The organism is Corynebacterium tapiri (assembly GCF_006334925.1).
GTDB classification, from domain to species: Bacteria; Actinomycetota; Actinomycetes; order Mycobacteriales; family Mycobacteriaceae; genus Corynebacterium; species Corynebacterium tapiri.
The window spans coordinates 73415-98934 of sequence record NZ_VDHJ01000008.1 but is presented as its reverse complement, the minus strand read 5'-3'; the positions used below and the strand labels follow the sequence as shown (position 1 = coordinate 98934).

The following is a 25520-nucleotide window of genomic DNA, read 5'->3' as shown; positions in this document are numbered from 1 at the left end:
TGGCTTTGCAGGCAACGAGTGATCAGTCAAATTCTTGACAACCATTGCATTTGGCAACCTTCCATCGTGGCGCGCCGGATGGTTGCCTACTGTGCTCCTCGGGGGCGAGCCGGGGTCGCAGACACCGAAGAAGCGTTGGGGGACGCTCGGTGGGAACTGCGGCCTTCGGGGCATAATCGATAGCATGCAGAAAGCTTTTGCGTCAGTGGTGATCGTGGCGCTCATTCGAGTCCTCGTGGCAGCCAGCGGCTGGTTCTATATGGACGACCTGGTCCTGTTGGCGCAGGCGCGGGACAGCGACCTGGGAACCCTGCTATGGCAGGTGCGTGATGGTCACCTCATGCCCGGCGCCTGGCTGGTGATCTGGCTCTGGGCGCAGCTGAGCGAGGGCCTAACCTGGCCCGCAGCTGCCGTCGCTTTGGGGCTGGGCAACCTGTTGCTGTGTGCGAGCGTTGGATACGCTTTTTGGCGCATTGCCCCGACGAGGGCCTGGTGGTTGGTGCCGGTGGTGTTGCTTAACCCCGTCACGCTTCCTGCGGCGACCTGGGCAGCCGCCGCCGTGCAGGCGATTCCCTTGCTAGCACTCGCGGCCATCTGGTGTGCCCACGCGTGGAACGCCCAGCACCCGCGCGATCTCTTTGTCGTGGCCGCAGCCATCGGGCTGGCCGGGGCATTCAGCGAGCGGGTGATCATTCTGGCACCGTTCACGCTGATCTTCCTCGCAGTCGTCCGTCGCATCTCCCCGTGGTTGGTCTGCGCCGTCCTGGTTCCTTCGACTGCCTGGGCGGTGGTGTACATGCTGGTCGCCGGGAACCCCATTCATGCTTCCTTGACCACCTTTGGTGACTTCTTGCGCACCGGGTACCTGGATTCCTTCGTACCCGCGCTGGCCGGCGGGCCTGTGCTCTGGGAACGCTGGCACCCGGGCCCGCCGCTGGCCACCCCGCCGATTGTGTTGCTGCTCGCCGGGTTCATTGTGGTGGGGTTGCTTTTGTACCGACGGGTCGTTCCCACCATTGTGGCGCTGGCCTACCCCGCGTTGGTGTTTCTACTGTTGGCAATTGCTCGATCTGGTCCCAATACGGCCCCAGAAATTACACAGACACTTCGCCATTTCCCCGAGGTTGCCCTGCTGGTGGGTCTAAGCCTGGCAGCCCCCGCCGCCCGCCAGATTCCGCGGGGGCTGGGGAAGGGGCTGGTGGCTGCAGTGCTACTTGTGTCGCTGACGAGCATCGTTAACTACGCACGTGCGTGGTCAGATCAGCCGGCGCGCGATTACTTTGCGGCTTTTAACAACAGCGAGGAACAGGTGCTGGACCAGGCGGTATCCTTCCAGGTGCTGCTACCGATTACCCACCCGTACAACCGGCTATCGACGTTGGTCCCCGACCGGGTGAGCCCGGACGTCGAGAAGCCATATCTGGTGGGCCCAGATGGTGCGCTGGTGCCCGCCACCCTCATTCCCGCGCGGTCCACTGCTGCCCAGCCTGGGTGTGTGGAGGGATCACGCACGATTGCCCTCGATGGGCCGCTCATGAATGTGGAGTGGACGCTGCGGCTGAACTACCTGGCAGATGCTGAGGGGCAGCTCACGATCGAGCTGGAAGGCGGTGAGCCGGTGATCATCCCCGTGCATGAGGGCCTGCACCAGACTCACGTGCGGCTGCGCGGGGGAGGGGCGACCCTGACGCTGAATTCCCCAGACACCAAGGTGTGCCTGGGGCAGAGTGAGGTCGGAACCCTGGTTACAGCATCCGCGGCATAACCTTGCCGGTGGCGTTGCGGGGCAGCTCGTCGACGAAGTGCACGTCGCGCGGGATGGAGTGGTCCGCCAGGTGATCGGCCACCCAGGCGCGCACGGAATCCTCGCTCAAGTCCTGCCCGGCGGGGGTCTCGTCACGCACGACCCACACGGCGATGCGCTGGAAGGTGTCCGGATCGTCCACGCCCTTTGCGGTGAGGTCCTTGATGCCCGGCATGGGCTCCAGGATTTCTTCGACGCTGCGCGGGTAGACGTTCTCGCCGCCGACGATGATCATGTCATCGATGCGGCCGAGGACGTGGAGCATGTTGTTCTCATCGAGGTAACCCAGATCGCCCATCTGAATGAGGCCTTGCTCCTCGATGATCGGAATGTTCGGGTTGGTGTATCCGGTCAGTGACGTGTTGTTGCGCAGGAACACCCGGCCGATCTGCCCATTGGGGACCTCTTTGCCGTTCTTGTCCAGGATCTTCAGGCGGGTGCCGGTGGAGATGTGGCCAGCGATCGTGGGATCAGCGGCGATCTCCTCGGCGGTCGCGCTGGCGGCCAGGGTGAGCTCGGTAGACCCGTAGATGTTGCACAGGATGGGGCCGAAACGCTCGATGGTCTCTTCGACCAGGGCGGGGGTCAGCGCGTTGCCGGAGGAGGCAATGAAGTCCAGCGAGCTCGTGTCGTACTGCTCGTTGCCGGGCACCTGGAGCATCTGCTTGAAGAAGATGGGGGAGCTGACCAGTCCCTCGACGCGGTAGCGCTCGATCTGTCGCAGACAGTTCTCGGCGTCGAACACGCGCTGGGTGATCACAGTGGCGCGGGCTGCGAAGGCGATGTTGATCATGGACCAGCCCCAGGTGTGGAACATGGAGGCGGTCATCTGCACCCGGACGTCGGCACGCCAAGGAATCGCGCGCATCACTCCACCCAGCACGGTGGGCAGCTTGGGCTCGGGGCGGACCACGCCCTTGGGCACGCCGGAGGTGCCGGAGCTCATCAGGATGATGCCGCCATGGCGCGGGAAGGTTGGCAGCGAAACGCTGCGGTAATCCTCGGGGTGGCGAACGATGTGGTTGATGCCCACGTGGTCGTTGCGCTGCTGCGCCTGGTGGGCATAGATCACGTTAAGGCCCGGGCGCTGCGGGACGCGGTCGGCGAACTCGTCGTCCACGAAGAGGACGTTGATGTTGTTCTCCTCGATGCAGCCAAGCAGCTGCTCGGGGGAGGACCCCACGTTGAGCAGGTACAGGGTGGCGCCGGCGTACCCCTTGGCGGCCATGGGCAGAATGATGCCGCGCCCGTTACGCGCCATGATGCCGATGTGGAGCTCGTCTTCGCCCAGGCTCAAAAGGAAGCGGGCAATCGTGCGTGCCTGCTCGCGGAGCTGACGGTAGGTCAGGGTGCCGTCGTCGTCGATAAGCCCAATGCGATCAGGGCAGGTGGCGTAGGCCAGCTCGAATTCGCGGGCCAGGGTGAACCAATAACGAGCGAGTCCCGGTACGAGACTGAGCGTTGCCTTGGGTGGCGCAGACAGGTCGATCAAGCGGTTGCGGAAAAGGACGGGCAGGTTCTTTGCCACGGTGCTCGCGGTAAAGGCTGCGTCACTGATGGTGCTGCGCACTGGGCTCCTTAAAGCAAATGGAAAAGTTCTGAGCAAACGTTACGCCCCCGAAACTATTTAAGCGAGGAGACTGGCCGGGTTAAAAGTCTTATCTATTATGGATAAACATGACACATCAACCGCGCGTTACAAGCCGTCACAAAGAACTTCTGACCGTTGATGGGCACTCGTTCCGTGATTTGGACGGAGATGGAAAGCTTACCCCCTACGAGGACTGGCGCCTGAGTCCACAGGAACGCGCGGCTGATCTGCTCACCCGGATGCGCCCAGAGGAGAAGATCGGCCTGATGATCATCGGGTCGCACTACCCCGGGTACTCCGAGTTTCTCGACCACGCCGAAGAAGGTCAACTCCTTAACCCCAAGGACGTCTGGCGCGACTCCAACCCGATTACCTCCCAGGCCTACCCCGAGCCGGTCCTGGTCACCTCGGCGACGGACACCGCCATCAACGAGCGGCACCAGCGCTACCTGATCTGCCGCGATAACCTGGCGCCGCGCGATCTGGCTGTGTGGACCAACGCCGTTCAGGAGGTTGCCGAGCAATCGCGACTGGGCATCCCGGTGGTTTTTGCCTCTAACCCTCGTAACCACGTGGCGCTGGTGGCCACGTTCGGCGTGAATGAGTCCTCCGGTGTGTTCTCCGAGTGGCCCGCCGAGATTGGCCTGGCGGCGCTGGACGATGCCGAGCGCATGGAGGACTATGGTCGCCGCATCGCCCAGGAGTGGCGTGCGGCTGGCATACACAAGCTGTACGGGTACATGGCCGATGTGGCCTCTGAGCCGCGGTGGTCGCGCTTCAACGGCACCTTTGGCGAGGATCCCGATCTGGCCTCGGCCTACCTGGGGGCGTTGGTGCGCGGCATGCAGGGCGCGAAGCTGAGCGAGGAGTCGGTGGCGCTGACGGTGAAGCACTTCCCGGGTGGAGGAGTGCGTTACGACGGCCACGATCCCCACTTTGAGTGGGGCCAGACCAATGAGTACCCCACCGAGTCGGCCCTCGGGCGCTATCATCTGCCGCCTTTCCAGGCGGCGATCGACGCGGGCGTGGCCTCGGTCATGCCCTACTACGCTAAGCCCGTCAACGAGTCTGCACCCCAGCTGGAGGAGCAGTTCTGGCAGGGCCCGACCACGCAGTTCGAGGAGGTGGCCTTTGCTTACAACACCACCTTCATCCAGCGCCTGCTGCGCGAGACGATGGGGCACACCGGCTACGTCAACTCCGACTCCGGAATCATCGACGCCATGCCGTGGGGAGTGGAAGAACTGAGCAAGCCGGAGCGCTTTGCGGCGGCGGTGAAGGCAGGCACGGACATCTTCTCGGACATGGCGGATCCCCGCCAGCTGCTCGCTGCTTATGAGCAGGGGTTGTTGGAGGACGCCGACCTGGATCAGGCCTGCGGTCGCCTCCTGAAGGAGATGTTCGAGCTGGGGCTGTTTGACAACCCCTACGTGGATGAGGCCGCTGCCGAGCGCATTGTCGGCGGCGACGAGGTGGCCGAGCTGGGCCGCGCAGCCCAGCGTGACAGTGTGACTCTGCTGCGCCAGGGTGAGACGCTGCCGCTGAATGCCCGCAAGATCTTTGTGTACGTCACCGGTCGCACGCAGCCGGAGCGGGTGCAGGAGAAGCTTGTCGACGCCGTATCCCGCCAACTCCCCGACGCCGAGCTGGTCGACAGCGCGGCCGAGGCCGACCTGGCCATCGTGTGGGCCCGCCCGGAGATCAACCTCTTCGCCGACGACAAGGAGGGCACATCGCTGTCCATCGACCCGCGCGACAATGGCGTGGATGTGGACCGCATTCTGCGCATCGAGCAGGACGTGCCCACGGTGCTGTGCGTCAATCTCATCAACCCCTGGCTGCTTGGCGAGCTAGAGCCAGCCGCCGACTCGGTGGTGGCCACCTTTGAGATCACCCCGGATGAGCTGCTGGCCTCCCTGGCTGGTGTCGACGGTGGCCCGAAGGGCAAGCTGCCCATGAGCCTGCCGGCATCGGTGGCCGTGGTGGAGAACTCTGCGCGCGATGTTCCGGGCAAGTTCCAGGAGTCTGGATACGCGTACTTGGACCGCGACGGTGTGAGCTACGAATACGGTTACGGAAAGCGTTTTCAATAAAAAGCGCCTATTGAATATGACAGGTAGGCTCGCGATGGTTCAACGAAAGGAATCATTATGCCTACCACTGTCAAGGGAATCATCGCCCGCGAAAAGGGTGCCGAGGTCGAGCTAACGGACATCGTTATCCCCGATCCCGGCCCGAACGACGTCATCGTCGCGGTAAAGACCTGCGGCGTGTGCCATACCGACCTGGCGTACCGCGAGGGCGATATCGCCGATGATTACCCCTTCCTCCTGGGCCACGAGTCTGCCGGCATTGTGGAAACGGTGGGTGAGAACGTCACCCATGTCGCGCCCGGCGACACGGTGGTGCTCAACTGGCGTGCCGTGTGTGGCGAGTGCCGCGCCTGCAAGAAGGGGGAGCCAAAGTACTGCTTTGCCACGCACAACGCGTCGAAGCCCATGACGCTTACCGACGGCACGGAGCTGACCGCCGCACTGGGCATCGGATCGTTTGCAGAGAAGACCCTGGTCCACGAGGGCCAGTGCACCAAGATCAACCCGGATACCAACCTGGCCGCCGCCGGCCTGCTGGGCTGCGGCATCATGGCCGGCCTGGGCGCTGCGGTGAATACCGGCGAGATCCAGATCGGCGAGTCCGTCGCCGTCTTCGGCCTGGGCGGCGTGGGCATGGCCGCCGTGGCGGGAGCCAAGCTGGCAGGCGCGGCCAAGATCATCGCCGTTGACCTGGATGAGCGCAAGATCGAGCAGGCCAAGGACTTCGGGGCGACCCACACCATCAACTCCACCGACTTGAGCGTGGAGGAGGTTGCCGAGAAGATCCGCGACCTGACCGATGGCTTTGGCACCGACGTGGCCATCGACGCGGTGGGTATCATGCCTACCTTCCAGCAGGCCTTCTACTCGCGCGATCACGCTGGCCGCCTGGTCCTGGTGGGCGTGCCCAACCTCACCGACAAGATTGAACTGCCTGCCATCGACTTCTTCGGTCGCGGTGGATCCCTGCGCCCCTCCTGGTATGGCGACTGCCTGCCGGAGCGTGACTTCCCGGCCTACGTGCAGCTGTTCAACAACGGACAGTTGCCGCTGGATGCCTTTGTGACCGAGCGCATCGGCCTTAAGGACGTGGAGCGCGCCTTCGCGACCATGAAGAAGGGTGACGTCCTGCGATCGGTGGTGGAGGTCTAATGCTGCGCATCGATCACGTAGAAACCAACGGCACCTTCGCCCTCGATGGTGGAGAGTGGAACGTGGACAACAACATCTGGCTCGTGGGCGATGACTCCGAGGTCTACATCATCGACGCCGCCCACAACGCTGCGCCCATCATCGAGGCGGTCGGGGATCGTACGGTCCGGGGCATCATCTGCACCCACGGACACAACGACCACGTGACCGTGGCCCCGGAGCTTTCCGCACGCCTATCCGCCCCGATCTACCTGCACGGCGGCGACCGCATGCTGTGGGAGATGACGCACGGTGACACGACCTTCATCGAGATGCACGGCATGCAGACCTTCACGATCGCCGGCACTGACATGCAGGTGCTCAACACCCCAGGTCACTCGCCGGGCTCCTGCTGCCTCTACCTGCCCGAAGCCAACGAGCTCTTCTCTGGCGACACCCTCTTCCAGGGCGGTCCAGGTGCGACTGGCCGTTCTTTCTCCTCCTTCGACACGATCATCGACTCCATCCAGAAGTCGATCCTCACCCTGCCGGCCGAGACCAAGGTGCGCACCGGTCACGGTCCGCACACCTACGTCAAGGACGAGGCGCCTCACCTCGAGGAGTGGATCAGGCGCGGGCACTAACTCGCTGCGTCTAAGAGGTAGCGCCCGTACCCCGACTTCATCAGCGGCTCGGCCAGCGCTTTCAGCTGCTCGGCATTGATGAATCCGGCCTCGTAGGCGGCCACCTCCGGCGATCCAATCACCTGCCCGGTGCGCTTCTGGATCACCTCCACATACGCGGCCGCCTCCGCCATGGAGTCGATCGTCCCGGTATCCAGCCACACATCGCCCCGGTGCATGGTGTGTACCGCGAGCTCCCCGGAGCGAAGATATGCCTCGTTCACGGCGGTGATTTCGAGTTCCCCGCGGTCGCTGGGGCTTATCGACGATGCGATGTCCACCACCCGGTTGTCATAGAAATACAGCCCGACGACCGCGTGATTCGACTTCGGCTGGTTTGGTTTTTCCTCGATGGAGATTGCGCGCCCGGTCTCATCGAACTCCACCACGCCATAGCGCTGCGGGTCCGAGACCTCGTAGGCGAACACGATTCCGCCCTCCGGGTGCTGGCATTGCGGCAAAGCGGTGCTGAAGCCGTGACCGTCGAAGATGTTGTCGCCGAGCACGAGGGCCACGGAATCATCGCCGATGAAGTCGGCGCCGATCACAAACGCCTGGGCCAGGCCCTCCGGGCGGGGTTGCACGGCGTAGTCGAGCATGATGCCCAGGTGGGAACCGTCGCCAAGCAATCTCTGGAATGCCGGCTGGTCCTCGGGCGTGGTGATGATCAGAATGTCGCGAATACCCGCCTGGATCAGGGTGGTGAGCGGGTAGTAGATCATGGGCTTGTCGTAGATCGGCATGAGCTGCTTAGAGATCCCCTGGGTGATGGGGTACAGCCGTGTGCCGGAACCGCCGGCCAGGATGATGCCTCTCATGCCAGATATAGTGCCAGGCCCACGCGCCAGTTTTCGGGTGTGAAACCGGTCGCCTCGATTTTGCTGGTCGACAACACAGCGCGGTGGGGGCGGCGTGCCAGCTCCTTGCCCTGCGCGTAGTCCGCGGTGCTTACCGGGCGGACCTCAGACGGGTCGTGGCCCACGGCGATAAAGGTCGCCATGGCCAGCTCGTCGCGGCCTACGGGGTCTCCACCGGAGGTGAGGTGGTAGAGGCCATAGTCGCATTTCTTATCCAGCAGGTGCACGATCCCGCGGGCCAGTTCGGAGGCCATCGTCGGGGTGCCTACCTGGTCATGGACCACGCTGGGTTTTACTCCCCGTTCTGCCAAAGAACGCATCGTGTCCACGAAGTTGGCGCCGTCGCCGATGACCCAGGACGTGCGCACGACGTAATGGCGTCGGCTGCGCTGAGCTGCGATCTCACCTGCGGCCTTGGAGGCGCCGTAGGTCGAGAGCGGTGTGACCTCAGCGTCCTCGGTGTAATCCTGGTCGCTGCCGGCGAAAACGAAATCGGTGGACACGTGTACAAGGGTGAGGTCGTGCTGGGTGGCGATGTCCGCCAGCTTTCCCGGAGCTTGCGCATTGACGGCCCAGGCGTTGGCCGCGTCGCATTCCGCTTTGTCCACCGCGTTGTAGGCGGCAGTGTTGATGATCGCGGAATAGTTGCGATAGCGCAGTTCAGGCGGGTTACAGACGTCGAACTCTTTGTGGGAAAAGTAGTCGGCTCGATCGCCGAGCTGCTTTCTGAGCGCGCGTCCTAGCTGGCCGTTCGCGCCGGTCACAAGGATTTTCTTCGGTGGAACCGGGGTGGGCTCTGGGGAGTGGTGCTGGTCCTTGTCTGACACGTTGGTGGGCTCGAGAGGCCAGTCGATGACTCGGTAGGAGACATTGGCGTAGGTGGCGTTGGGGGAGTAGTGGTCGTTGACCAGGTACAGGTACGCGACTTCATCTTCGAGCGCCTGGAAGCCATTGGCCACGCCCCGGGGCACAAAAACCGCTGTGTCTGGCGTGATGGTGGTGGTGAAGGTCTCTCCAAAGGTGGGGGAGCCTTCTCGCAGGTCCATCCAGGCACCGAAGACCGAGCCGGTAGCCACGGAGACCAGCTTGTCCCACGGCTCAGCGTGGAGGCCTCGGGTGGTTCCGCGTTCGACGTTGAGGGATACATTCTGCTGGACCGGATGGAAGTCCAACCAGTCAATGCGCCAGTTCTCCTTGAAGTACCCGCGTGCGTCGGGGTGCACGGTCAGGTCGATGACGTGTAGGCCGTCGATGCTCATCTACTGCCCCTTCTGTGCGTAGGCACTTTCCACATGGTCTTTGACTGGCCGCCACCAGTCTTCATTCTCGCGATACCAGGCAATCGTATTCTCCAGACCGGAGCGCATGCCGGTTTCGGTGTCGGTGAACCGGGGGCGCCATCCCAGCTCTTCGCGAATCTTGCTGGAATCGATAGCGTAGCGCTGATCATGCCCCGCTCGGTCCGCCACGTGCTCGTATCCGGGGGCGCCCATGAGCTCGCAGATCAGCTCGATGACCTGCAGGTTATTGACGTGATCGTTGTCAGCTCCGATGGCGTACGTCTGCCCGATTCGTCCGCGCTCGAGAATGTCCAGGACAGCCTCATTGTGGTCGTCTACGTGGATCCAATCGCGAACCTGTAAGCCAGAGCCGTAGAGCTTGGGCGTTCGTCCGCTGAGGATGTTGGTGATTTGCCGGGGGATGAACTTCTCCACATGCTGGCGAGGGCCGTAGTTGTTCGAGCAGTTGGACATGGTGGCTGCGAGTCCGAAGGAGCGAATCCACGCGTTGACCAGGTGGTCCGAACCGGCCTTAGTGGCGGAGTACGGGCTCGATGGGTGGTAGGCGGTGTCCTCGTTGAACTTTCGAGGCTCGTCGATCTCCAGGTCGCCAAAGACTTCGTCTGTGGATATGTGGTGGAAACGGACGTCGTTACGCAGCGCCGCCTGCAGCAGCTCAAACGTTCCCAGAATGTTGGTGCGTACGAACGGGGAGGGGTCCTTCAGGGAGTTGTCGTTGTGGCTCTCCGCGGCGAAGTGCACGATCGTGTCCCCTCGCTGTGCTGCGCGCCGAGCGATGTCCGGATCCGCCACATCCCCCTCGATGACCTCGACATCTAGACCCTCGAGGTTCGCTCGATTGCCGGCGTAAGTGAATGCATCGACCACAGTGATGTCGTAGCCGCGGTTGAGCGCAGAACGAACGAAGTTGGAACCGATGAATCCGGCGCCGCCGGTAATCGTGAGTCGTGTCATGGGGGAGAGTATAGCGTCTTGATGTGATTCGAACAAGTGTGTGAAAATGGGGTTGCGGTGCGTGTGGTTTTCGCTATTATGTTCTACGAAAGCGCGTCGGGGTAGATCGCGCGCTTCGTCTTAGGGGGAGAAACATGACGGTGCTGGAAAATGTGTACGAAAAGACTCACGAGCAGCTTATTAGCGATCTTTCGGGAGCTCATCGAGAGATTTCGCGGAGCCAGGCACGCTTCTTGGAGTGTCTTGGCGACTTCGATGAACGTCAGGTTTACCGCTACTGCGGTGCCGTTTCGACGGCTGCCTGGCTCGCACGTTATTTCGATATGGCCGACAACACTGCTTACGAATATGTCCGCGTCGCCCGGCTACTCAAGCAATACGTCTACTGCGCCGACGAATATATGGCTGGCCGGATCTCCTATTCGCAAGTTCGCTTGCTGGCGAGGTATCTCACCACGGACAACGAGTTGGACCTCGTCGAACTGGCGGTATCCCTGTCCTACCGAGAGCTCGAGCGAGCGCTCGCCGGCCGTGACCAGCCAGGAAGCAAAGACAATGACGAGGAAAACCGCCTCCGGATTTGGACGAACAAAGCTACCGGCCGGCTCCATATCTCCGGGAACTTCGACCCACTCACCGGTGAGAAGATCAAGGCGGCACTGAAGGTGGGAGAGCTCTCCATGCTTATCGACGCCTCTGACATACCAGATCCCCACAACACCCAGGATGTGGATGAGAAGCTGGAGGAGACGGCTACGCAGCCGGAGCCTGTGGAAACTACCCGGATACGCAGCGCCTCCGGATACGGCGTACCTGCCGGCAAGAATCTCGTTCCAGCCTTCTTGGGTCTAGTCGGCATTGCGCATTGCCAGCCAATGAACCGGAGGAGAGCTCCCGGGACCCAGGTTCACGTGATGTTCTCGGAGGACGGGCACGCATTCCTACCGGGGAATCCAGCCTGCCCCTCTCGACGTTTGACCGGGGATATCCTCAACGCGGAAATGCGCGGGCACTTGCTCGATTCGGCAGGCAGACACTTGTACTACGGTCGCTCGCGTCGCCTAGTCAGCGATGGCCTGGCCGAAGCCGTCCTCGCTCGTTGGGGATTCATGTGCGCGACTCCAGGGTGCAAGCACACACAGTTCATGGAGTTTCACCACATCGAGGAATGGGTGACCGGAGGATTGACTGATCCCAACAACATTCTTCCCCTGTGTTCCCATTGCCATGCGCGGGTCTCGGATGGGGTGTTCAGTATCGGCTTCGCGCACAATGACACATCCACAGTCGTATTCCGGTTCCGCGATGGAAGCGAGTATCACTCCCACAATCGTTCTCTGCCGGTGCGGGTGGTGCCGGCGTGTGCAGAAGAATGGGTCGATGAACTTTCGTTCGACGACCACGCACGTGCGTGGTCAGCGCCAGGCATGGATAGTTCCGCCGATAACGGGTCCGGCGATGAGGGCCGAAATCACGGCGACTTCGAGGGGGAGGGGTAGGCAGAGCACTAGAGCCGAGGCGAGCGTCGCGCTCAACCAGCCGAGAACGTATCGGCGATGCTGCGCGCGCGCCAGGCTCGCTGCGCCGGTGATGAGCAGGACCCCGGTGAAAGCCGAGGCGAACGTCAGAAGAGCGAGCACCACACCCGGGGCCACCAGCGCCGGATTGCCGGTGATTGCCAACATCAAACGCGGTCCTATGGCGCCGGCAAGTATTGCACCGATCAGCCCCACTCCCAGGACTATCCCGACGGGAATCGCCAGAGCACGCACGTGCGTGGTGTGGGCGAAGCGGACGATCAACGCGGATTGGAACCTTTGTAGTGGAACAACGATGGGGGCGCGAGTGAACGTCACCGCGGTCATGATTGCGCCGATGGTTACTCCGGTGAGCGAGTCCGCGCCATGCGTGGTCAGATGCAGCACAAAGGGAAAACCTGGGATCATCGCCGCCGACGAACCGGCGGCTGCCATGGCCGCCGCACTGCGCCGGTTGAAAGTGCGCTGATCGGCGTCAACAACGATGTCGATGTGCCTGTAGATCAAAATCCAGCTCAGGGCCCCGATCACGGTGATGATCCAGAAGCTCGTCAGCCCCCAGTTCAACCACCAGGCCAAACCTGCGAGGACAACCCGGATACCGGAATCGAAAGCGATGAGGCCGGCATACCTCCGCCACCGGCCAGTCCCCGCCAGCGAACCTGCAGCCACTGCCTGGAAGCTATAGGAAGCAATGCCAAGCGCCAGCAAGGCGCCGGCGGGACCACCAAGAACGAGCGCCAACAGTGCCCCTACAACGCCGACGCCAATAGCCAGCTTCCAGGGGCGTGCCTGGCCGGGAGCGGAGGCGCGTCGAGAAGCGTTGACGCTACGGGTGGTCTCATGCGTGAGGCCGTCGATGATTCCCGTGCCGGCAAAGAATGCTCCCCACGCTGCGAAGAAGCGCTCGTAATCGGCGACGGAAAGAGTGCGCGAGGCTGCGATGAGAATGCCGAAGCCAGCCAGAGCGGCAAAAAGCGTGGCCGCGGTCAGTGACCTCATTGCGGGAACGGCGGCAGCACCGGAGAGTCGAGCCAACGAGCGAGCACGGCGTCAACCTCGGGGGAGTCGAAAGCCGCCGCAAGCGTTGGCCGGGTAACCACTGAGTGACGGCCCGCGGCAACATAGCGCTGCACCGCTGAGAAGAAAGCCTCATCACCCACGCACGTGCGCAGGGCATGGATGGTCAGAGCGCCACGCTTGTACACGCGGTCGTCGAACATGTCGCGGGCGCCGGGGTCGGCAAGCAACAGATCCTGCGGTTCTTGGGCGAGCACGCGGTAATGCGCCAGCGCGCTGTCGGCGGCCGGTCGTCCCCGGTGCTCGAACCACAGCCACTCGCAGTAGCAGGCAAAACCCTCATTGAGCCAGATGTCTTGCCATCGGCCGATTCCCACGGAGTTGCCGAACCACTGATGCGCCAGCTCGTGGGCAATGAGACGCTCATACACCGCGGGTTGGCGCGCATGGTTGGCACCAAAAATCGACAACCCCTGCGCCTCGAGGGGAATCTCCAGCACGTCGCGGGTGATCACCACCCGGTAATCGTCGAACGGGTAGGGGCCAAACAACCGTTCGTAGAGCTCGAGCATCTCCTGCTGGTCCACGAAAGAGGCAGAAACCGTCGAGGCCAGCTCCGCCGGGGCAAAGGCGGTACACCGCGACCCCAGCTCGACGTGCGTGAACTCGCCGACCTGCACCGTGGCCAGGTACGTAGCCAGCGGGGTGTCGCTGACGTAGCGCCAGGTGCTTGTCGACGCCCCCGGGGTGCGGGAAACAAGGTTGCCGTGGCAGATGACGGTGAAGGGGTTATCGGCGGTGACCACCAGATCGAAGGTGGCCTTTGCGCCGGGGGCGTCATCACACGGGAACCAGGTGGAGGCTCCATTGGGCTGCGAGGCCACAAGTGCACCGTTGTCGGTCTCCTCCCAGCCGATTTCCCCCCAGGTGGTTCGGCGTGGGCGCGGGGTTCCTCCATAGCGAACGTCCAGTGTGAAGGGCTCGGTTGTGGGCTCGAGCGTTACCCGCAGCTTGCCGCCTGACTGCTTGAATTTGCGGACCGTGGCCCCGGTGGCGCTGACGCGCCGCACCGCCATCGAGGGCTGCAAATCCAAGGTGAAGTGCTCGAGCACACCGGTGGGCTCGATGCTGACGCCCGCGCGGGCATCGAGGCGGTTCGGCAACACGCGATAATTCAAATCCACGGCGTAGTGGTTGACGCGGATGCCGAGGTTTGGCTCATCACCGGTATAAGAAGCAGTCATAACCGGCTCAATGCTAGCCCAGGTGGTGCCAGAGCCACTCAAAGGTCAGCGCCTCGACGTGGGCAATCTGCTCGTTGTCGCTAGCGCCCGCGTGACCGCCCACGGAGTTCTCGTAGTAGTCCACCGGCTGCCCGGCGGCCGACAAAGCGTGGGCGAAGAGGCGAGCGTGGGCGGGATGAACGCGGTCGTCCCGTGTGGAGGTGGTCACCAAGGTCGGCGGATAGGCCTGCGCGGAGCTGACGTTATGCAGCGGGGACCACTTTTCGATCGCTGCCCGATCCTGCGGGTCGTCTGGGTCGCCATACTCCGCCATCCAGGAAGCTCCCGCGCTCCAGGTGTGATAGCGCAGCATGTCCGTCAGGGGCACATTGACCACGACGGCACCCAACAATTCCGGATAGCGGGTAACCGCACCCGAGGTCAACAGGCCACCGTTGGAGCCACCGCGGATTCCCGTCTGGTGCGCATCGGCGTACCCGCGGGACTGCACATCGCGCAGCACCGCCTCGTGGTCTTCCCATACCTTGTGGCGATTCCGGCCCGTGACCTGCGAATGCCACTGCGGGCCAAACTCGCCACCACCCCGCAGGTTGGGCTGCACCAGATACCCGCCGCGTTCCAGCCAGGCCAGTCCCTGCACCGGGGAATACGAGGGGGTCAGTGAAACCTCAAATCCGCCATAGCCACCCACGAGCGTTGGGCGCTTGCCCTCGAAACGCCCGGTGATGAAGTACGGGATGCGTGTCCCGTCTGCGGACACTGCCCAGTGCTGGCGGGTTTCCACCCCCCGGTCATCGAAGCGCTTGGGCATGGCCTTGATGGGTTCGGGCTGAAGCGACGTCGACAAGTCCACCCGATACAGCGTGGGAGCAACCGCGAAGGAGGAAGCAGAGATCCACAGCTCATCGGAGTCGTCGTCGGTGGCCACCACGGTGGCCGTAAGCATGTCCGGCAGCGCCAGGGGAGTGGCCGGCTTAGAAGGCACGTCCCGGGAGACAAACAGCACCCGGGTACGCACCGTATCCAGCACGGTGAGCACGAGGTAGTTACGGGTGAGGCTCAAGCCTCGCAGCGCGGTCGACTCGCTCGGACGGAAGACCACGCGAAAATCGCGCTGGCCGGCAAGGAAGTCGTCGATACGCATAACTCCCAAACCACCCGCCGGAACCCCCGCGAACTCGGTGCGCGGCTCGATGAAGAGCTGTTCGCCATCAATCGTGGCATGGCAATCCTCGGGCAGGGCAAGCTGGGTCATTCCGCCGCCTGAGGAGACGCTGTAGCGGGTGGAATAGAAATCCAACAGTCGCACCACACTCACGCGGCCCGACTGGTGGTCGTAGTCACCCGCGATGAGCACATCGTCGCGGCTGGCCGTCGCCAGGACCTCGCTGTTGTCCACCCTGTCCCCGCGGTGCCACAGACGCACCTGCCGGGGATAACCAGACGAGGTGAGGGAATCCTCTCCCAGGTCAGTGCCCACCAGCACGGAATCCTCGCCGGCCCAGGAAATCTCTGTCTTAGCCTCGGGAAGAACAAATCCTTCGGGGAGGAAACAACGCTTCTCGACGTCGTACTCGCGCACCACGACCGCATCCGCCCCGCCGCGGGAGAGGCGAACCAGCGCGCGGTCCGCATTGGGTCGGCGCAGCGAAACGCCCTTGAACACCCAGTCCTCGGCTTCGTCTTGTGCCAGCGCGTCGATGTCGAGGAGCACGTCCCACTGGGGATCGTCCGCGGTGTAGCTCTCCAGCGTGGTTCGGCGCCACAGCCCACGGGGATGAGTGCTATCGCGCCAGAAGTTATAGAGGTAGTCCCCGCGCCGGGAGACATACGGGATGCGATCTTGAGCGTTGAGGGCCTCGAGAAGCTGGGCAGATAGCAAAGAGTGGTCGCGGGCAGTTTCGGTTGCCTGCGACCACTCATGGGCCCAGCTCAGAGCCTCGGGGTTATCGATAGTCTCCAGAACGACGGGATCGATATCGTGGCGTGCCATGCTGGCCAGGGTAGACCAGAATGGCTTCAGCGTTTAGCGGAAAAGGCCACGCTCGAGCACCGGCCAGGACTTCTCCTGGTCATCGCGCCAGGACGGCCACGAGTGGGTGCCCTTGTTGCGGAAGTTGAAGGTGGCCGGGATGCCGAGCGACTTCAGCTTCTCATCAAGCAAGTGGGTGGAGGCGTTGGTACCGGCCTCGATAACGCCGCCTTCGACCTGCAGCTGAGCAGAACCGATGGTGGCAGCGGCCGGGTTGATGCCCTGCTCGAGGTAGTAGCCCGCCTGGTCGGTGCGATCAGCCAGGCCGGAGCCGTTGGAGAAGTACAGCTCGGTGCCGCGCAGGCCCTCGGCGTTGCGGACCACGTCGGCGTGGCGAGCGGAGGGGGAGCCCGGGGCGCCCAGCATCTGATCCGGGGTGGCGTTGCCACGCTGCAGGGTCAGGCCGTGGACTGCGTGGGCCGGCTGGTCCACGAAGTTGTAGAAGCCGGAGAAGCCAGCCACAGCGTCGTAGAAGCCCGGGTTGTGGGCAGCCAGGATGGCGGCGGAGGAAGCGGACATGGACATGCCGGCGATGGCGCGGTTGTTGTTCGCCTGGGCGTGTGCCTCGATCGGGCCGGGCAGCTCCTTGGTCAAGAAGGTCTCCCAGCGCTGCGGGCCGTTGTCCAGGTACTTGTTGCCGGTCGGCTGACCAACCCAGTCGATGTAGTAGGAGAAAGCGCCGTCCATCGGGATGACCACGTTGATGCCCTTGGAGTGGTAGAAGTCCACCACATTGTCACCGGAGGTGATCCAGTCCATGTTCTGCTCGGCGCCACCAGCGCCGTTGAGCAGGTAGAGGGTCGGAGCGCCCGGCTTATCAGCCTTAATTAGCGCCACCGGGATGTTGCGGTTCATCGAAGGGGAGAAGACGTTGAGGTGCTGAACGCGCTTGTCACCCTCGGTCTTCTGGCGCCACTTGGGGGACTCAGGGGTGATCGGATCAGTAATCGGGGACACCGCGCCCACCTGGACGTTTCCGGCCACCTGTGCCGGGGTCTTCTCGGCGGCGTGGGCAGCTGGTGCGAGGGAGAAAGCGAGAGCCGCAGCCAGCGCGGGGGCGGCTACGAGGTGGGCATACTTCTTCACTAGGGCAATCCTTAAGCTACGGGGTTTAGGGGCATGCAACTGCCTTAATCGTGTCTGACGACGATAGCGTTAACGTGCCAATTAAAGGAAAATGCTAGGCCTGTTTCAGGTGGTGTGCAAGTGTTTCCTAGTGCATAATCAGGCACCGTAACGCTGCGCCCTTCGGCCACGCTAACACCTAAGACAAGTCAATTATCACCAGACGGGAATCCCTATGCTCGATCAGTTCCAGCTCTTCATCAACGAGTTCCTCGGCGGCGGCCTGCACGGCCTCTCTTCCCAGGCGGCCAACCTCGGAATCCTGGCAGGCCTGTTCAACTAAGGCCTTCTGCGAACGCGCACCCACCTGTCGGTATCGGCACGGTGGGTGTTCCTTTTTAGTACGATTGGGCACCGTGACTAACGAACATTTTGACGTTGTTGTACTCGGCGCCGGCCCTGGTGGCTACGTCGCCGCCATCCGCGCTGCACAGCTGGGCAAGAAGGTTGCCGTTGTGGAGAAGCAGTACTGGGGAGGCGTCTGCCTCAACGTGGGCTGCATTCCCTCCAAGGCCCTGATTAAGAACGCAGAGGTTGCCCACCTGTTCACCCACGAGAAGAAGACCTTCGGTATCGAGGGCGACGTCTCGTTCAAGTTTGAGGATGCCCACAAGCGCTCCCGCAAGGTCTCCGAAAAGATCGTCGGCGGCGTGCATTACCTCATGAAGAAGAACAAGATCACCGAGATCAACGGCCTGGGTTCCTTCAAGGACGCCAAGACCCTGGAGATCACCGAGGGTGATGACAAGGGCAAGACCATCACCTTTGATAACTGCATCATCGCCACCGGTTCCGTGGTCCGCACCCTGCCGGGCGTGGAGTTCTCGGACAACGTTGTCTCCTACGAGGAGCAGATCCTCAACCCCGAGGCTCCGAAGAAGATGGTCATCGTCGGCGCCGGCGCCATCGGCATGGAGTTCGCCTACGTCCTGTCCAACTACGGCGTGGACGTCACCGTCATCGAGTTCATGGACCGCGTTCTGCCGAACGAGGACGCCGAGGTCTCCAAGGCCATCGCTAAGGCCTACAAGAAGTTGGGCGTGAAGATCCTCACCGGCCACGCCACCACTGCTGTCCGCGACAACGGGGACAGCGTCGAGGTGGATTACCAGAAGAAGGGCTCGGACAAGACCGAGACCGTCACCGTCGATCGCGTCATGGTCTCCGTGGGCTTTGCTCCCCGCGTGGAAGGCTTCGGCCTGGAGAACACCGGCGTCAAGCTCACCGAGCGCGGCGCTATTGAGATCGACGACTTCATGCGCACCAACGTCGAGGGCATTTACGCCATCGGTGATGTCACCGCCAAGCTGCAGCTCGCTCACGTTGCGGAGGCGCAGGGCGTGGTGGCCGCCGAGACCATCGCGGGTGCCGAAACCCAGGAGCTGGGCGACTACATGATGATGCCGCGCGCCACCTTCTGTAACCCGCAGGTCGCCTCCTTCGGCTACACCGAGGCACAGGCGAAGGAGAAGTGGCCGGAGAAGAACATCAAGGTCGCCACCTTCCCGTTCTCCGCGAACGGTAAGGCCGTGGGCCTGGCTGAGACCGATGGCTTTGCCAAGATCGTGGCCGACGAGGAGTACGGCGAGCTGCTCGGTGCCCACCTCGTTGGCGCAAACGTCTCCGAGCTCCTGCCGGAGCTGACCCTGGCGCAGCGCTTCGACCTGACCGCCGGGGAGATCGCTCGCAACGTGCACATCCACCCGACCCTGTCCGAGGCGCTGAAGGAAGCCGCCCACGGCATCGAGGGTCACATGATCAACCTCTAGGAAGGAGCCCGTTATTTTCCGCATCATTGCGGACAGCGGCCTTCCCTTAGCGGACACCCGCACTGCGCTTTCGCTTATCGACGCCCCTGTGCAGCCCGAGGAGCACACCCTTCCACTGGGAGCTCCGGACGGCTGGACGGAGGCGGCCGAATTCGCTGAGCAGTGCGGGTCTCGGCTTTTCTACGTTACGGACCAACCACTGGTCGGTAACGAGGGCGAGCCGTTGGCCATCGTGGAGCAGGGGAAGCTGACTGTCATTTCCACCGTCGCTCTGGGGTATACGCGGATTCCTCAGAAACTGGCCGCGATATTCGAGGGGAACGGCACTGAGCTGAGCGCTGTTCCTCAGCCTCGACTGTTGGCTGGCATGATCCGTTCCAACCAACCCGGACGCCTGGCGCTGGTGCTCATGAGCGCCTTCATCGCCATTCTGGCCACCGGCGGCTTTGGAGTGTTCTACGGATCAATCTGGACCATGGCTGCAGAGCTCACACCCGTCCGTCTGAGCGTGATCAGCGTGCTGGGGGTGGCGGCGGTGACCGTTTCCCTGGTGGTGGGAAACGGTCTGTGGGAGCATTCGCACGAGCGAGAGCCGCGCTGGCTGGGCCGGCTGGATAACTTGTCGACCCTTATTACGGTAGGGATCAGTACCGCGCTCATCTTCGTGGCCAGTGTCTTAGCTCTATGGTTGCTGGGGCTCGTGGTGGTTCCGCCGGGTTACCTGCGAGAGCAAGTAGGGTCGACGCCTTATTTCCGGATCGGTTGGTTTGCCGCGTGTCTGGGAACTCTGGGCGGAGCGGTGGCCTCCAACTTCGATCGCTCACCTCGAATACGGTCAGCGACGTATAACCCGCGCGAGAACGCTCGGCGCGACTAAAAGTCCATCATCCATAAGTTTGACGCCGATCGGGGTGACGAGCGTGTAGCCTGCGACCTTGTATGGCCAAGGTCACATTTGCGGGGATTCTTGCAATTTCATGGCGAAAGAATGCGAAATCCCCGGGTGCGCCACCGCAAAACAGTACGCCTGGCTGGTTAAGCCTGGCGGGCGGGGCCTACAGTGTAAAAGACACTGGAGGTGCCATGACTGTTAACAACGTTGACCGTGAATCGATCCGTCACGGCAAGATTACTGAGCAGCCGCTTCGTCAGCGGCCGGCCTACCCGACGTGGGCCATCAAACTTGTAATGGCCATCACTGGCCTGATCTTCGCCCTGTTCGTGCTCGTGCACATGGTGGGCAACCTGAAGATCTTCCTGCCCGCTCACGACGGTGAGCCGGCCATCGATGTTTACGGAGAGTTCCTGCGCTCGGCTGGCGAGCCCCTGCTGCCTCACGAGGGCTTGCTGTGGATCGCTCGAATCGTGCTGCTGGTAGCCGTGATCGCGCACATCCACGGTGCCATCACTCTGATCAGCCGCTCTAAGCAGTCGCGCGGTAAGTTCCGTCGCACCAACCTCATGGGCGGCCTGGATTCCACGGCTACCCGTTCGATGCTGATCACCGGCGTTTTGCTGTTGGCCTTCATCATCTTCCACATCCTGGACCTGACCCTCGGTGTGCAGCCTGCAGCCTCCGCCGCCTTCCAGCACGGCGAGGTTTACAGCAACATGATCGCCACCTTCTCTCGCTGGCCGGTGACCATCTTCTACGTCATCGCCATGCTGTGCCTGTTCCTGCACCTGTTCCACGGCATTCGCCTGGCAGCGTCGGACCTGGGCATCACCGGTAAGAAGTGGCTGTCGCTGTTCACGTTCCTCGCGGCCGTGATCCCGGCGATCGTTGTCATCGGCAACATCGTCATGCCCCTGTCCATTGCCCTCGGCCTGCTGAGCTAGGAGTTCTTTAGACCATGAGCACAACCGCTTCTGCATCCACTGCTTTTAACGCTCCGCAGTCGTCCGTTGCCGGCGTCAGCGTGGGCACGGTGCTCGATAGCGCCGAGCCCAAGGGTGTTCCCACCAAGGACATGTGGGAGTACCACAAGGAGCACATGAACCTGGTGTCTCCGCTGAACCGTCGTAAGTTCACCATCCTGGTGGTGGGCACGGGCCTGTCCGGCGGCGCTGCCGCTGCTGCTCTCGGCGAGCTCGGTTACAACGTGAAGGTTTTCACCTACCACGACGCTCCGCGCCGTGCGCACTCCATCGCTGCGCAGGGTGGCGTTAACTCCGCCCGCGGCAAGAAGGTGGACAACGACGGTGCTTACCGCCACGTCAAGGACACCGTCAAGGGTGGCGACTACCGCTGCCGTGAGTCCGACTGCTGGCGCCTGGCGGTCGAGTCCGTCCGAGTCATCGACCACATGTCGGCCATCGGCGCTCCGTTCGCCCGCGAGTACGGCGGAACCCTGGCTACCCGTTCCTTCGGTGGTGTCCAGGTCTCGCGTACCTACTACACCCGTGGCCAAACAGGTCAGCAGCTGCAGCTGTCCACCGCCTCTGCTCTGCAGCGCCAGATCCACCTGGGCAATGTGGAGATCTTCACCCACAACGACCTGCAGGAACTGATCGTTACCGAGCAGGACGGTGAGCGTCGCTGCCAGGGTATCGTCACCCGCAACCTGATCACGGGTGAGCTCGAGCCGCATACCGGCCACGCCGTCATCCTGGCGACCGGCGGTTACGGCAACGTCTATCACATGTCCACGCTGGCCAAGAACTCCAACGCCGGCGGCATGATGCGTGCCTACGAGCAGGGTGCTTACCTGGCTTCCCCGGCGTTCGTGCAGTTCCACCCGACCGGTCTGCCGGTCAACTCGGTGTGGCAGTCCAAGACCACCCTGATGTCGGAGTCCCTGCGTAACGACGGTCGTATCTGGACCCCGAAGAACAAGGAAGACGATCGCGATCCCAACTCCATCCCGGAGGAGGAGCGCGACTACTTCCTGGAGCGCCGCTACCCGGCCTTCGGCAACCTGGTGCCGCGTGACGTGGCCTCCCGCGCCATCTCCCAGCAGATCAACGCCGGATACGGCGTGGGCCCGATGCGCAACGCCGCCTACCTGGACTTCCGCGATGCCTTTGAGCGTTTGGGCCGAGAGACCATCGACTCTCGCTACTCCAACCTCTTCAAGATGTACGAGGAGTCCATCGGCGAGGATCCGCACGACACCCCGATGCGTATCGCGCCGACCGTCCACTTCACCATGGGTGGCCTGTGGACGGACTTCAACGAGATGACCTCCCTGCCGGGGCTCTTCGCCGCTGGTGAGTGCTCCTGGACCTACCACGGTGCTAACCGCCTGGGTGCGAACTCCCTGCTGTCCGCTTCTGTCGACGGCTGGTTCACCCTCCCGTTCACGGTGCCTCACTACTTGGCTAACCACCTGGGCGCCGAGGTCCTGGACCTGGATCACGCCGACGTGAAGGCCGCGGTCCAGCGTGCAGAGGATCGCATCAACCGCCTGATGACGGTGCAGGGCCCGAACCCGCGTCCGGCAGAGGACTACCACCGCGAGCTGGGCGAGCTGCTCTACTGGGGCTGTGGTGTGTCGCGCAACGTGGAGGATCTGACCACCGCGATCGAGAAGATCCGCGCCCTGCGCGCCGACTTCTGGGCCAACGTCCGCGTGCCGGGCGAGGCCAACTACATGAACCAGGCCCTCGAGTATGCCGCCCGCGTGGCCGACTACATCGACCTGGCCGAGCTGATGTGCGTGGACGCCCTGGACCGCGATGAGTCCTGTGGTGCCCACTACCGCGACGATCACCTCTCTGAAGACGGCGAGGCTGAGCGTGACGACGAGAACTGGTGCTTCGTCTCCGCCTGGGAGCCCAACGGGGAGAACCAGTTCATCCGCCACGCAGAGCCGCTGACCTTCGAATCGATCCCGCTGCAGACAAGGAACTACAAGTAATGAAGCTGACTGTAGAAATCTGGCGTCAGGCCGGACCGAATCACGACGGCGCGTTTGAGACCGTGGAGGTCCCCGACGCAGAGGAGCAGATGTCCATCCTGGAGCTGCTCGATCACATCAACTCCGGCATCGTTGCGCGTGGCGAGGAGCCCTACGCTTTCGCCTCCGACTGCCGCGAGGGCATCTGCGGTACCTGTGGCCTGATGGTCAACGGCCGCCCGCACGGCCCCGACCAGCACGCTCCGGCCTGCCAGCAGCGCCTGACGTCGTTTAGCGATGGCGACCACATCAAGCTCGAGCCGCTGCGTTCCGCTGCGTACCCGGTGATCAAGGACATGGTCGTCGACCGTTCCGCGCTGGACCGCGTCATGCAGCAGGGCGGATACGTCTCCATCAACGCTGGCACGGCTCCGGATGCAGACACCCTGCACCAGAACTCCGAGCAGGCCGAGCTGGCGCTGGACCACGCCGCCTGCATCGGCTGCGGCGCCTGCGTGGCAGCCTGCCCGAACGGTGCTGCCCACCTGTTCACCGGCGCCAAGCTGACCCACCTCTCCCTGATGCCGCTGGGCAAGGAGGAGCGTGGCAAGCGTGCCCGTCAGATGGTGGATGAGCTGGAGACCAACTTCGGTCACTGCAGCCTTTACGGCGAGTGCGCCGATGTCTGCCCGGCCGGCATTCCGCTGACCGCCGTGTCGTCGGTCACCCGCGAGCGTGCGCGTGCCGCGTTCCGTGGCAAGGACGACTAAAGTCTCTTAGGTAAATACGGAAAGGACCATTACCAGCCATGAGCTCCCACAGCGCGTCGCTCGACCGCACCCGTGAGAACGGACACCCGGTCTACACTCACGGAAACGCGGAAGACAACTACATCGAGGGTTACGAGCCGTCGTCGCTCGGCGCCTCCCACTCCTCTCTGCTAGTGACCACCACGTGGGTGGGCATGGGCCTGGTAATGGCCTCGCTAGTCGGTTTCGGCACCATGATCTGGGCTGCCGGGCAGAGCCTGGTCGGCACCGGATCGGTGGATCACAGCCCGTCGCTGTTCCTGATTATCGGAGCGATCATCGGCTTCGGCCTGCTGATCGTCGGCTTCGGCCTGATCTTCTCCGGCCGTAAGGGCTACAAGGAGTACGTCCGCCGATCGGGACGAACCCAGTAGCAACCTAGCTGCCCTCGAGCCCGCTTCCCGTTGGGGAGCGGGCTTTTGTGGTGTACAAGGGAAAGCATTATGAGTTTTCAGTTTGCGCAGTCCTCGGTGACTGATGAACAGCGGCGCCGCGCTCTGCGCCGGCACAAGGCGGGGGTCACAGCCCTGCTTATCCTTGCCGCCGTGATTTTCTTGGGATGTTCCTGGTGGCAGAGCCAGGGGCCGGTGCCGGGCTGGGTAGGCTACGTGCGCGCCGCGGCCGAGGCCGGCATGGTCGGCGGCCTGGCTGACTGGTTCGCGGTCACCGCGCTGTTTCGCCACCCGCTGGGCCTGCCGATCCCGCACACCGCGCTGGTACCCAAGAAGAAGGATCAGCTGGGCGACTCCCTGAGCGGGTTTGTGGGGGAGAACTTCCTCAACCCCCAGCTGATCACGGAGAAGGTCGCCCAGGCGGAGATTCCACAGCGCGTGGGTGGGTGGCTGGCACAGCCTGATAATGCGCGGACCGTCTCGCGCGAGGTGGGCACCTTTACCGAACGCGCGATAACGGCGATGGACGACGATGAGGCGGCCGCGCTGATCCAGACGCACATCGTGGGACGCTTCGCTGAGCCCGAATGGGGCCCACCCGCCGGCACGATGCTGGAGTCGCTGATTCGCGATGGCAAGACGGAGCCGCTCATCGACTCCGCGATCACGTGGGCGAAGGAGCGCATCTATCGCTCAGAATTCACCATCGTGAATGCAATCGACGAGCGCATGCCCACCTGGGCCCCGCAATTCGCCCGCGAGTTGGTGGGCGCGCGCGTTTACCGCGAGATCGTCTCCTTCGTCGAGGACGTGGAAGCTGACCCGCAGCATGAGGCTCGCGAGTCGCTGCGCAGGTTCATCGCTCAGCTGGCCCAAGACTTGCAAAGCGACCCCACCATGATCGCGCGCGTGGAGGAGATTAAGAGCGACATCATGGGATCGGCGGCCGTGCGTCAGGCAGGAGGAACGCTGTGGCGCGCTGCCTCGGAGGCGCTTGTCGACGCCGCCCGCGACCCCGAATCCGTGCTGCGCCGCAAGGTCACGGAGATCGCGCAGGAATGGGGCGAGCGAATTCAGACTGATGAGCAGCTGCGGGCCAGCCTGGACCGCCGACTCACCGGGGCCGTCCGGTTCCTGGCGGAGAACTACTCCGGAGAGATCACTGCGATCATTTCCGAGACGGTGCACCAGTGGGATGCGGAAGAGGCCAGCGACAAGATCGAGCTGATGGTGGGCAAGGATCTGCAGTTCATTCGCCTCAACGGCACCATCGTGGGCGCGCTGGCGGGCCTGGCCATTTACACTGTGAGCACTGCGCTTTTCGGCGCCTAAGAGAAG

20 protein-coding genes are annotated in these 25520 nt (G+C 63.0%); 12 read left to right on the top strand and 8 right to left on the bottom strand.

What is annotated here, in order from left to right; all coding sequences use genetic code 11:
• The first annotated feature begins 184 nt into the window (after positions 1–184).
• A complete protein-coding gene (locus FHE74_RS06615; protein WP_139465721.1) occupies positions 185–1765 on the top strand; it encodes a hypothetical protein in 1581 nt (526 codons plus the stop codon).
• On the opposite strand, the gene FHE74_RS06610 is transcribed toward FHE74_RS06615, so the two are convergent.
• The gene (locus tag FHE74_RS06610; protein WP_180339703.1) at positions 1746–3374 is read right to left on the bottom strand and encodes an AMP-binding protein; all 1629 of its coding nucleotides are present in this window, start codon (positions 3372–3374) and stop codon (positions 1746–1748) included. The two genes, FHE74_RS06615 and FHE74_RS06610, sit on opposite strands and share 20 nt — an antisense overlap.
• A 107-nt stretch (positions 3375–3481) precedes the next feature.
• Here FHE74_RS06610 and FHE74_RS06605 point away from each other — a divergent pair, with 107 nt between their 5' ends.
• Genes FHE74_RS06605 through FHE74_RS06595 form a run of 3 tightly spaced genes read left to right on the top strand, consistent with a single transcriptional unit; the run spans position 3482 to position 7263 of the window.
• Positions 3482–5488: a glycoside hydrolase family 3 protein gene (locus FHE74_RS06605; protein WP_139465720.1), complete on the top strand. Its 2007-nt coding sequence runs from the start codon at positions 3482–3484 to the stop codon at positions 5486–5488.
• Positions 5489–5545: 57 nt separating this feature from the next.
• On the top strand, positions 5546–6640 hold the full coding sequence (locus FHE74_RS06600; protein ID WP_139465719.1) for an S-(hydroxymethyl)mycothiol dehydrogenase: 1095 nt from the start codon (positions 5546–5548) through the stop codon (positions 6638–6640).
• Complete coding sequence (locus FHE74_RS06595; protein WP_139465718.1) at positions 6640–7263, top strand: MBL fold metallo-hydrolase; 624 nt, start codon at positions 6640–6642, stop codon at positions 7261–7263. Before FHE74_RS06600 ends, FHE74_RS06595 begins: the two co-directional genes overlap by 1 nt.
• Here FHE74_RS06595 and rfbA read toward each other — a convergent pair.
• The 3 genes from rfbA to rfbB are packed head-to-tail and all read right to left on the bottom strand — an operon-like array spanning position 7260 to position 10414.
• Positions 7260–8120: a glucose-1-phosphate thymidylyltransferase RfbA gene (gene rfbA, locus FHE74_RS06590; protein WP_139465717.1), complete on the bottom strand. Its 861-nt coding sequence runs from the start codon at positions 8118–8120 to the stop codon at positions 7260–7262. The genes FHE74_RS06595 and rfbA overlap by 4 nt on opposite strands.
• On the bottom strand, positions 8117–9418 hold the full coding sequence (gene rfbD, locus FHE74_RS06585) for a dTDP-4-dehydrorhamnose reductase (protein ID WP_139465716.1): 1302 nt from the start codon (positions 9416–9418) through the stop codon (positions 8117–8119). The genes rfbA and rfbD overlap by 4 nt, the downstream gene beginning before the upstream one ends.
• Entirely contained in the window at positions 9419–10414 is a 996-nt protein-coding gene (gene rfbB, locus FHE74_RS06580) for a dTDP-glucose 4,6-dehydratase (protein WP_139465715.1), read from the bottom strand.
• A 134-nt stretch (positions 10415–10548) separates the two neighbouring features.
• On the opposite strand from rfbB, the gene FHE74_RS06575 reads away from it, so the two are divergent.
• A complete protein-coding gene (locus FHE74_RS06575; RefSeq protein ID WP_139465714.1) occupies positions 10549–11913 on the top strand; it encodes an HNH endonuclease signature motif containing protein in 1365 nt (454 codons plus the stop codon).
• Here the strand turns inward: FHE74_RS06575 and FHE74_RS06570 are convergent.
• The 4 genes from FHE74_RS06570 to FHE74_RS06555 are packed head-to-tail and all read right to left on the bottom strand — an operon-like array spanning position 11830 to position 17334.
• Positions 11830–12954, bottom strand: a complete 1125-nt coding sequence (locus tag FHE74_RS06570) for a hypothetical protein (RefSeq protein WP_139465713.1) — start codon at positions 12952–12954, stop codon at positions 11830–11832. The two genes, FHE74_RS06575 and FHE74_RS06570, sit on opposite strands and share 84 nt — an antisense overlap.
• Entirely contained in the window at positions 12951–14216 is a 1266-nt protein-coding gene (locus FHE74_RS06565) for a M1 family metallopeptidase (protein WP_139465712.1), read from the bottom strand. The genes FHE74_RS06570 and FHE74_RS06565 overlap by 4 nt, the downstream gene beginning before the upstream one ends.
• Positions 14217–14229: 13 nt before the next feature.
• A complete protein-coding gene (locus FHE74_RS06560) occupies positions 14230–16209 on the bottom strand; it encodes a prolyl oligopeptidase family serine peptidase (protein ID WP_139465711.1) in 1980 nt (659 codons plus the stop codon).
• A 33-nt stretch (positions 16210–16242) separates the two neighbouring features.
• Complete coding sequence (locus FHE74_RS06555) at positions 16243–17334, bottom strand: alpha/beta hydrolase (protein WP_139465710.1); 1092 nt, start codon at positions 17332–17334, stop codon at positions 16243–16245.
• A gap of 395 nt (positions 17335–17729) precedes the next feature.
• On the opposite strand from FHE74_RS06555, the gene lpdA reads away from it, so the two are divergent.
• The 7 genes from lpdA (at position 17730) to FHE74_RS06520 (ending at position 25514) form a co-directional block, all read left to right on the top strand.
• A complete protein-coding gene (gene lpdA / locus FHE74_RS06550) occupies positions 17730–19142 on the top strand; it encodes a dihydrolipoyl dehydrogenase (protein WP_180339702.1) in 1413 nt (470 codons plus the stop codon).
• Positions 19143–19230: 88 nt separating this feature from the next.
• A complete protein-coding gene (locus FHE74_RS06545; RefSeq protein WP_139465708.1) occupies positions 19231–20019 on the top strand; it encodes a hypothetical protein in 789 nt (262 codons plus the stop codon).
• 206 nt (positions 20020–20225) lie between these two features.
• Complete coding sequence (locus FHE74_RS06540) at positions 20226–20981, top strand: succinate dehydrogenase cytochrome b subunit (RefSeq protein ID WP_139465707.1); 756 nt, start codon at positions 20226–20228, stop codon at positions 20979–20981.
• Positions 20982–20995: 14 nt separating this feature from the next.
• Positions 20996–23002, top strand: coding sequence for a fumarate reductase/succinate dehydrogenase flavoprotein subunit (locus FHE74_RS06535; protein ID WP_139465706.1), 2007 nt, complete (start codon positions 20996–20998; stop codon positions 23000–23002).
• A complete protein-coding gene (locus tag FHE74_RS06530; protein ID WP_139465705.1) occupies positions 23002–23751 on the top strand; it encodes a succinate dehydrogenase/fumarate reductase iron-sulfur subunit in 750 nt (249 codons plus the stop codon). The genes FHE74_RS06535 and FHE74_RS06530 overlap by 1 nt, the downstream gene beginning before the upstream one ends.
• A gap of 38 nt (positions 23752–23789) precedes the next feature.
• Entirely contained in the window at positions 23790–24164 is a 375-nt protein-coding gene (locus FHE74_RS06525; RefSeq protein ID WP_180339701.1) for a hypothetical protein, read from the top strand.
• Positions 24165–24233: 69 nt separating this feature from the next.
• The gene (locus FHE74_RS06520; RefSeq protein ID WP_139465704.1) at positions 24234–25514 is read left to right on the top strand and encodes a DUF445 domain-containing protein; all 1281 of its coding nucleotides are present in this window, start codon (positions 24234–24236) and stop codon (positions 25512–25514) included.
• Positions 25515–25520: the final 6 nt, after the last annotated feature.